Source organism: Vibrio sp. 1874 (assembly GCF_033344395.1).
Classification (GTDB): domain Bacteria; phylum Pseudomonadota; class Gammaproteobacteria; order Enterobacterales; family Vibrionaceae; genus Vibrio; species Vibrio alginolyticus.
Genome location: NZ_JAWPOR010000004.1, coordinates 62,946 through 72,399, shown reverse-complemented (window position 1 = coordinate 72,399; position 9,454 = coordinate 62,946). Strand labels below are relative to the sequence as shown.

The 9,454-nt window shown below is 46.5% G+C and carries 5 protein-coding genes; 1 reads left to right on the top strand and 4 read right to left on the bottom strand.

Annotated features, from left to right (window positions below; translation table 11 throughout):
- The 4 genes from R8N46_RS10215 to fabB all read right to left on the bottom strand — a co-directional run.
- Positions 1–3,369, bottom strand: a 3,369-nt coding sequence (locus R8N46_RS10215) for a FimV/HubP family polar landmark protein (RefSeq protein ID WP_318117133.1), incomplete at its 3' end; no start/stop codon positions are given.
- A gap of 197 nt (positions 3,370–3,566) precedes the next feature.
- Positions 3,567–4,580, bottom strand: a complete 1,014-nt coding sequence (locus tag R8N46_RS10210; RefSeq protein WP_213972419.1) for an aspartate-semialdehyde dehydrogenase — start codon at positions 4,578–4,580, stop codon at positions 3,567–3,569.
- Positions 4,577–5,710 carry a 4-phosphoerythronate dehydrogenase gene (locus tag R8N46_RS10205; RefSeq protein ID WP_005380560.1) on the bottom strand — a complete coding sequence of 378 codons (1,134 nt, stop codon included), beginning with the start codon at positions 5,708–5,710 and terminating at the stop codon, positions 4,577–4,579. Before R8N46_RS10205 ends, R8N46_RS10210 begins: the two co-directional genes overlap by 4 nt.
- A 340-nt stretch (positions 5,711–6,050) precedes the next feature.
- On the bottom strand, positions 6,051–7,262 hold the full coding sequence (gene fabB, locus R8N46_RS10200) for a beta-ketoacyl-ACP synthase I (RefSeq protein ID WP_005380557.1): 1,212 nt from the start codon (positions 7,260–7,262) through the stop codon (positions 6,051–6,053).
- A 128-nt stretch (positions 7,263–7,390) separates the two neighbouring features.
- Here fabB and mnmC point away from each other — a divergent pair, with 128 nt between their 5' ends.
- Entirely contained in the window at positions 7,391–9,409 is a 2,019-nt protein-coding gene (gene mnmC, locus R8N46_RS10195; protein ID WP_053304162.1) for a bifunctional tRNA (5-methylaminomethyl-2-thiouridine)(34)-methyltransferase MnmD/FAD-dependent 5-carboxymethylaminomethyl-2-thiouridine(34) oxidoreductase MnmC, read from the top strand.
- Positions 9,410–9,454: the final 45 nt, after the last annotated feature.

The window sequence follows — 9,454 nt, the reverse complement described above, 5'->3', positions numbered from 1 at the left end:
CTCTGGCAAATCGAGCTCATCAAAATTGAACTCTTCTTCGGACTCAGTTGGCAAGTCGGCTTCAACTTGTTCTGGCTCAACGGACTCGGACGTTTCTAACGCAGGTTCGCCAGCCATAGACGCCAATGCGTCGTCTTCACTAAACTCAGGAAGATCCAGCTCGTCAAAATTGAACTCTTCTTCGGACTCAGCTGACAAGTCGGCTTCAACTTGTTCTGGCTTAACGGACTCGGACGTTTCTAACGCAGGTTCGCCAGCCATAGACGCCAGTGCATCTTCTTCACTGAACTCTGGCAAATCGAGCTCATCAAAATTGAACTCTTCTTCGGACTCAGTTGGCAAGTCGGCTTCAACTTGTTCTGGCTTAACGGACTCGGACGTTTCTAACGTAGGTTCGCCAGCCATAGACGCCAGTGCATCTTCTTCACTGAACTCTGGCAAATCGAGCTCATCAAAATTGAATTCATCTTCTGATTCAGCTGGCAAGTCTGCTTCAACCTGTTCTGGCTCAACGGACTCGGACGTTTCTAACGCAGGTTCGCCAGCCATGGACGCCAATGCGTCTTCTTCACTAAACTCAGGAAGATCCAGCTCGTCAAAATTGAACTCTTCTTCGGACTCAGCTGGCAAGTCGGCTTCAATTTGTTCTGGTTCAACGGACTCGGACGTTTCTAACGCAGGTTCGCCAGCCATAGATGCTAGAGCATCTTCTTCGCTGAATTCTGGAAGATCTAGCTCATCAAAATTGAATTCTTCTTCTGAATCGTTGGTCGACTCAGTTTCCGGCTCCAATTCAGGCTCATCCAGTAGCCAATCTTCTTCTTGTGGAACACCGAATTCATTCTCTATTGTATTTGGTGTCGGCGTGAAGGCTGGAATGTCTTCCTCTTGCTCAACGTGAGGCTGTACCTCAGCACCGGACTCCACGGATGGTTCTTGTGTTGAATCAGTATCGGTAGCCTCTTGTTGTAGTGATGAAGCTTCCTCTATCTCCGTTTGTGTTTTTTCAACTTGCTGCGGTAAATCGTCTTCACTATCAAATAGAGCGTCAAGTTCAGCAGAAAAATCCGCTTTTTCTTGTTCTGTTGGCAGAAGTTCTTCACTGTCTGACTCAAATAGGTCGTCTAGCTCGCTCATTAAAGGATCATTCTCTGGTGAGAGGTCCTCTAAATCACCAAGAAATTCATCGCTGCTAAATGGCTCTGAAGTAGCTTCTGGCTCGGTTAATGGTTGATCTTCTACAGCTTGTTGCGTGTCTGGCTGGCTTTCACTTAATAAAGCGTCGATGTCCAACCCAGACTCAATGTCCTGATCTTCATGAGTTTGTTCTGACTCAACTACGGGAGATGGCTTTTCGTCGGCGTCTGATTCACCAAAACCAAGTGATTTCAGTAACTCTTCCTCTTCCGATTTATTCTGCTCTGGGCTCTCGTCCTCTCGAATCAGATCATCAAACGGATCTAAATCAGCTTCAGTCTCTTCATCAAGTTCAGAGGTAACATCATCAATGAGTTCATCCAGTAAGTCTGTGCTATCTGCGTCTAACTCTTCGATCGAGTCATCACCTTCAAAACCAGAGATTGCTTCTAGCTCGTTTAGTGGATCAAACTCGTCTGTGTCATCTTCATCAAAATCAATGAGTTCATCGAGTAGCTCTGTACTGTTTTCATCTAGAACAGGACCTTCATTGGCGTCAGCTTCTCGAACTTCCGATTCACTAGCCGGTTGTTCATACTGGGCCAATAGCTTATCGATATCGTCGTCAGATGCCTCTCCTACACTAAAGTCATCATCCGAAACGGGCTGTTTTAACTCAGGCTCATCAGTATCTAAATCGAAGTCATCGTTGCCAAGTTCAGCAAACAAGTCATCAAGCATATCCTGGTCGACAGTGTCACTTGGTAACTCTTCTGACGGCTCATCAGCTGCAAGTAACTCGGCAAATGCGTCGTCTGAAAGCGAGTCTGATTTCTCATTCGCATCATCCGAAAGATCGAAGCCAGACTCATCGTCATCGAGCACTTCTAGTTCTGGAGCAACCTCATCTAAGGCTCGCTCCATTTCTTCTAAACCAAGCGCCTTTTCTTCGCCGTTGACTTGGATACCATTGTTCGATGACTCAAACTCATCCAGACCAACATCTAGGTCACCGTCATCGCCAATATCTGCAAATGGGTCATCGTCCCCTTCCAGATTGAAATCAAGTTCTTCATCGTCGAGGTTAGCAAAGACGTCTTCTTCTAAATCTGACTTCTCTTCTTGTAAAGACTGTGTGTTGATATCTTCATCTGCAAACAATTCATCATCAAGCGTGAGCTCTTCATCAAGCTCATCCGCCGCCGCTAAACCGATTGGCGCCGCAAGAGGATCAACGTTTTTCTGTTCCTGTGCAGCCGCATCTTCCTCTTTCGCTTTAGAGCGTCGACCAAGAAGCATAACAACTAGCAACGCAATCAAAGCACCAGGAATTAATGCCGCAAGACCAACAAGCCAACCATTCGACAAAATTTTGTCCATGGTGCTTGGTTGCATGCGTTGTTGTTCAGCAAGGCGCTGACGTTCTTCAGCAAGCAGCTTCTCGACTTCCGAGCGAATGCGTTCTTCGTCATTCAGCTCGCTTTTCAAAGTTTCGACTTCGCTTTGCACTTCTGACAGCATCAATCGAAGACGATGATTCTTCTCTTCTAATGACTCTAATTCACTTTGTGAGCCTTGAAGTTTGTCCTTTAGCGCACTGACCTGCTTTTCACCCTGCGGAGAGGTGGTTACTGGTGGCGCAGGGATGACGGGTATTGTTTTCGGAGTTGGTTTTGGCTCCGTTGCTGCCACTGTCTCTCGCTTAGCCGCAGGCTTGGGTTCTACTTTAATTTGTGGCTTTGGTTGCTCGGTGACTCGTTGTGCTGGCGTCGCTCTATTTGTCGGCTTCGGCTGTTTTAACTTAGCTTCATGCGCCTTCATAATCGCAACAGCTTGCGCTGTGGTCGCGCTTTGCACTTGCTCTAGAGAAGGTACTCGTAGCCGACTACCTGGGATCAATTCATGAATGTTTTGGTTCTCAAACGCTTGAGGGTTAATTCGGTAAATGGCAAGAAGCGTTTGTTGAACGGTAACACCGCGTGAAGGTCGTAATTCTGAAGCGATCGACCATAGTGTTTGATTTTCACCAGTCGGACCAAAGAAACGTGACGGTTGAGTATTCGCAGGAGGAGCAGGTAATGCTCGCTCAATATCTTCAGCATAGCTCGGAGATGATTGCACTTCACCAGACGGTCCAACAAGACGAATTCCTTCGGCTTGAACCACTGATGATGTCTGAGTCGCGCTCATCAACACAAGGGCTGCTAACAAACGCTTATAATTTTGACGCATAGAAGGCTCAGTTTTGTGCTAAATACAATTTGAAATGGTGATCGGTTAAATATATCGGATATCGCATGCAAAACTATAGCGTTGAGAATAAAAAATGTGTGGCTCTCGCCATATTCGTACTAATCTCACACTATTTTGTTTCGTTCGTACAAAAAAGCCTCGCACTGTGCGAGGCTTTGAAATGAATTGTAAACGACTTAGTAGTAATCGCGGATCAGAACTTCTGCGATTTGCACCGCGTTAGTTGCCGCGCCTTTACGCACGTTGTCAGCAACAACCCACAGGTTTACTCCGCTATGATGGCTGATATCGTTACGGATACGGCCAACCATTACATGGTCTTTACCGCCCGCATCGCGAACTTGTGTAGGGAAGTCTTCACCGTGGAACACTTCGATACCGTCAGTTTGTTCAAGCAAGTTAACGACTTCTTGTGCATCGATAGGTGAACGAGTCTCAATGTAGAGTGCTTCTGCGTGACCGTAGAATACAGGAACACGTACACACGTTGGATTGACTGTGATTGATGGATCGTTAAAGATCTTCTGTGTTTCCCACACCATTTTCATTTCTTCTTTGGTGTAGCCGTTTTCCATCATTTGATCGATTTGTGGAATACAGTTAAACGCGATCTGTTGAGAGAATTGCTTCTTGTCTGCAGGCAGACCGTTTAGCAGCTTCGCCGTTTGACCTGCTAGCTCATCAATACCCGCTTTTCCTGCACCAGATACCGATTGGTAAGTTGATACGTTAATACGCTCAATGCCCACCGCATCGTGAATTGGTTTTAGTGCCACCAGCATTTGGATGGTTGAACAGTTCGGGTTCGCGATGATGTTACGGTTACGAAACTCTGCAATCGCTTCTGGGTTTACTTCTGGCACAACAAGAGGAATGTCGTACTCGTAACGGAAGTGTGATGTATTGTCGATAACAATCACGCCTTCATCAGCGGCAATTGGAGCCCACTTGGCTGATAGCTCACCACCAGCAGAAAACAGTGCGATATGCGCTTGAGACCAATCGAACTCTTCTACGTTTTGAACGCGTACCGTTTTACCATTGAAGCGGTAAGTCTTGCCTTCGCTGCGCTCACTCGCGAGTAGGAAGATTTCGCCTACTGGGAATTTGCGCTCTTGAAGCACATCCAAAATTGTTTCACCGACCGCACCGGTCGCACCTAAAATGGCAACATTATATTGCTGGCTCATTGACTTACCTCAATCTGAAAACCTAGTTCTGCTAATGGAGCAAGGTTACATGTTTTGTTACCCACTAGCGTGACAGCACTGTATTCACGGCGATCCCAGTAGTTTTTACGCATCAGGTCAAAAGCGCCTGGCTTACTGATTTCACGGCGGAAAAGAGCGTCATCTCTACGCACATCATAGATTAACTGCGTGATGTTATGCAGTGTTGCTTCGTCCCAAGCTCTGTCCAATACCATAGTAGGAACAGGCGCGGTTGGCAGTAAATCGCTGGCATGCGCACGTAATTCGTTATTTAAGAACTCACAATAGCTGTTGAAAATCATCGTCGTACCGCGAGCTTTCCCTTCCAGACCATAGCCTGCAACGTGAGGGGTTGCGAATGCTAGCAGAGGCAGAAGCTCCATATCAACCTCTGGTTCAAATTCAAATACGTCAAGTGCCGCTGTAAAGCCATCGTTTTTCAAAAGACGTTGCTTCAAAGCAGCGTTGTCAACGATGGGACCTCGAGCCGCGTTAATCAAAATTTGATCGCTGCGGAGACCATTTAACACCTTCTCATCAATCAAATGATGCGTTGGGTATGGGCCATCTTTGGTGATTGGCGTATGTAGTGTAATGATGTCTGAGCTTTCAATCAGTTCTGTCAACGGAGTAAAGCTACGAGGATCACCAGCCTCTTGTTTGAATGGGTCATTGATGAGAACTTTAATACCCATGCCTTTCAAACATTTCTCTAGGTAGCTACCTACTTGGCCTGCACCAATAATACCTACCGTCTTGTCAAATACCGAGAAACCTTGTTGCTGAGCGAGCACCATCATCACGCTGAACGCGTATTCCGCCACACCCACTTTGTTACACCCTGGCGCCGCAGTGAAGAAAATGCCTTTCTCTTTTAAGAGTGCTTGGTCAACATGATCCATGCCTGCCGTGGCCGTACCAACAAACTTCAGCTTGTTTGCTTTGCTGATCAGGTCAGCATTCACTTTGGTGACTGAGCGAATCATTAGGGCATCAACATCCACTAAATCATCGGCGGTCAGTGTACGACCTGGTTTTAGAATTACGTTACCGAGTTGGCTGAATAGTTCTTCAGCATACGGCATATTTTCATCAACAATAATTTTCATAGCGCCAGCGTTCTAACATCCATTTGTATGAGTTCGTTTATTCGCAAGATGCGAAACTAAAGCGATTGTGCCCTTTTCCCGAAAAATCTCAAGATATAACACCAATAAACCTCAAGGAGGTAACTCCTATAGAATCAATTGACGGGAAGCCTAGAGAAAAGCAGAAACAGAGAAAAGAAAAAGCCCGGCTAAATAGCCGGGCAAAGTTCCAGAACAAAAGGATCCTATCCCGCTCTCCATGGGATAGAGTCTGCGTCTGTTCGATCAGTGTGACTGATCAAGCTCTGGAAACTGGATTGTTGGCGTTTACAGTACTCTCGCAAGGCGCCAACAAATTCAGTTAACCTTGGTACTTTTTAATAACCAAAGTTGCGTTTGTGCCGCCAAAGCCAAAGCTGTTTGACATTACGGTCGTTAGCTCTGCATCACGAGCTTCTGTCACGATGTCCAGACCTTGTGCTGCTTCGTCCAAGTTTGAAATATTGATGCTTGGAGCAATGAAGTTTTTGTCTAGCATAAGTGTTGAGTAAATCGCTTCGTGCACGCCCGCTGCGCCGAGTGCGTGGCCAGTCATTGCTTTTGTTGCAGAGATTGCAGGGCTGTTCTCACCAAACAATTGTTGGATAGCACCAAGCTCTTTCACGTCACCAACTGGTGTCGATGTGCCGTGCGTGTTGATGTAATCCACACCATCAACGTCTTGCATCGCCATCTTCATACAACGAATTGCGCCTTCACCTGATGGCGCTACCATGTCGTAGCCATCTGATGTCGCACCGTAACCTACGATTTCACCGTAGATTTTCGCACCACGTGCCAGTGCGTGCTCTAGTTCTTCAATAACCAGCATGCCGCCGCCGCCCGAGATAACAAAACCGTCACGGTCTGCATCGTATGTACGAGATGCTTTGTCTGGCGTGTCATTGTATTTGGTTGACAGTGCGCCCATCGCATCAAACATCATAGTTTGAGACCAATCTAGCTCTTCGCCGCCACCAGCAAAAACAATATCTTGTTTGCCTAGTTGAATAAGCTCCATAGCATGGCCGATACAGTGTGCAGATGTTGCACATGCAGAGCTCATTGAGTAGTTCACGCCACGAATCTTAAATGGCGTAGCAAGACAAGCAGAAACAGTAGAAGACATAGTACGAGGAACCATGTAAGGACCAACTCGCTTTACGCCTTTGGCGCGCATCGTGTCTGTCGCTACCGTTTGGTTGTATGCAGAAGCACCGCCAGAACCTGCAACGATACCGGTACGGTCGTTTGAAACCTGCTCTTCTGTAAGACCAGCGTCTGCGATTGCCTGCTCCATTGATAGGTATGCATAAGCAGCCGCATCACCCATAAAGCGCATCTGCTTACGGTCGATGTGTTCCGCCGGGTTGATTTTTAGGTCACCCCATACTTGCGAACGAAGACCGTGTTCTTTGAACTGCTCAGATGCAGTGATGCCAGATTTGCCCGCTTTAAGAGACGCTAGAACTTCTTCGACGTTGTTACCGATACTTGAAACAATACCCATACCGGTGATTACGACTCGTTTCATTATGACATTCCTATAATTCAAAAATCCGCTAGATGATAACTAAGATAGTCAACAAAAGTGGTCAGCTTTCCCATAAATTCGTACAATCGCCCCATTCTTACCGCGCCAAATCACAAATTTGCACCATTATGACTTCAATAAAAAACGCAGAACTTGGTTGGAACGAAGCTGGTACTCCGGTTTCAGACCAATTTGATGATGTTTACTTCTCTAACGTAAACGGTCTTGAAGAGACACGCTACGTTTTCTTAAAACAAAATCATCTCCCAGAAAGATGGCAGGAATTTGACCAAAGACGTTTTGTCATTGGTGAAACAGGATTTGGCACGGGATTAAACTTCTTAGCAGTATGCCAGTGGTTTAGTGAGTTTCGTCGTCAGCATCCGGACGCAACATTGAAAGAGCTGCATTTTATTAGCTTTGAAAAATACCCATTAAGCAAAGCCGATTTAAAGAAGGCGCATGAAGCTTGGCCTGAGCTAGCTGAGTACGCGGAAAAGTTACAAAAGCACTATCCTGCCGCTGTGCCGGAGTGTCATCGCATTGTTTTAGAAGACGGTGCAATCACACTCGACCTTTGGTTTGGTGACATTAAAGACTGCATGCCGCAAGTCCCATACAACGAACAAGGTTTGATTGATGCTTGGTTCTTAGATGGATTCGCGCCAAGCAAAAACCCAGAGATGTGGAACCAAGGCCTGTTCAACAACATGGCAAAGCTAGCCAAGCAAGATTGTACAGTTGCCACGTTTACCGCAGCAGGCTTTGTACGTCGTGGTTTGAACGAAGCTGGCTTTACAATGAAAAAGGTGAAAGGTTTCGGCACTAAACGAGAAATGATCGCCGGCTCTATGGAGCAACGTGAAAAGCAGTCGAACCATCTCCCTTGGTTCAATCGCACAGCATCTAGCAATCTTGATTCGATAGCCATCATTGGTGGTGGTATAGCCAGCGCGGCGTTAGCGAAAACGTTAGTTCGTCGTGGCCAAAACGTCACCCTTTACTGTAAAGACAAACAACCAGCCAAAGGAGCTTCAGGCAATCGACAAGGAGCCGTTTATCCACTGCTTAATGGCCCGCACACGGGTGTTTCACGAGTGTTTGCTCCTGCATTTTTGTTCGCACGTCAGTTTGTTGAACAAGCAGCACAAGAGATCGATTTTGATCATGACTGGTGTGGCGTGACTCAGTTGATGTGGGATGACAAATCCACAGACAAACTGGAGAAAATACTTGCGGGTAACTTCACACCAGAGCTCATTCACAAGCTGTCCGCCGAGGAGACTGCGAACACTATCGGGTTACCTATTGATATGGCATCTGTGCACTACCCAATGGGAGGGTGGCTGTGCCCTGCCGAGTTAACTCGTGGGTTAATTAAACAATTGGAGCAGACGTCGTTACTCTCAACGAAGTTTGAACACCATGTTGAGGCATTAGATTGGGATGAAAAGCGTCAGCTCTGGCTACTAACGGCGAGTGGTCAAACATTTGAGCACTCAACGGTTGTGATTGCGAACGGCCATGAGTTCCAGACATTGAGTCAAACCGCTTCCCTACCAATGGGACAAGTGAAAGGACAAGTCAGTCATGCGCCAGCAACCGAAACGCTGAGTCAGCTGAAAACGGTGTTGTGTTACGACGGTTACATGACACCTGTTAACCCAAGTAATCAACACTTGTGTATCGGTGCAAGCTACGACCGCAGTCACCTTGACTACGAATTTGATGAAAACGCCCAAAAAGATAATGCGGAAAAGCTAGTGAAATGTGTACCGAATCAAACATGGGCAAAAGAGGTAGATATCACTGGTAATCAATCTCGCCAAGGTATTCGTTGTGTTAGCCGAGATCACTTACCATTTGTCGGAAATGTGGGTGACTTTGAGACGATCAAAACGCAATACGCCAACTTACAAAATCAAAAAGAAGAAGAGGTAGAAACCATTCATCAGTACCCTAACCTATTCTGCTTCTTAGGTTTAGGATCTCGTGGACTGAGCTCTGCACCATTATTAGCTGAAGTGTTGGCCTCCCAGATCTGTGGGGACCCGCTGCCATTACCGGTTGATGTATTGACCGAACTTCACCCAAGTCGAATGTGGGTTCGTAAACTAAGAAAAGGCAAAGCCATTACCGAGCTGTAAGGGTATTCTCTCGTTTTAATTCCCGACACAGATACGTGTCGGGAA

Bases quoted from the DNA above. Each gene is read 5' to 3' on its own strand.
- R8N46_RS10210 (WP_213972419.1), bottom strand. From the start codon at position 4,580: ATGAGCCAGCAATATAATGTTGCCATTTTAGGTGCGACCGGTGCGGTC.
- R8N46_RS10205 (WP_005380560.1), bottom strand. From the start codon at position 5,710: ATGAAAATTATTGTTGATGAAAATATGCCGTATGCTGAAGAACTATTC.
- fabB (WP_005380557.1), bottom strand. From the start codon at position 7,262: ATGAAACGAGTCGTAATCACCGGTATGGGTATTGTTTCAAGTATCGGT.
- mnmC (WP_053304162.1), top strand. From the start codon at position 7,391: ATGACTTCAATAAAAAACGCAGAACTTGGTTGGAACGAAGCTGGTACT.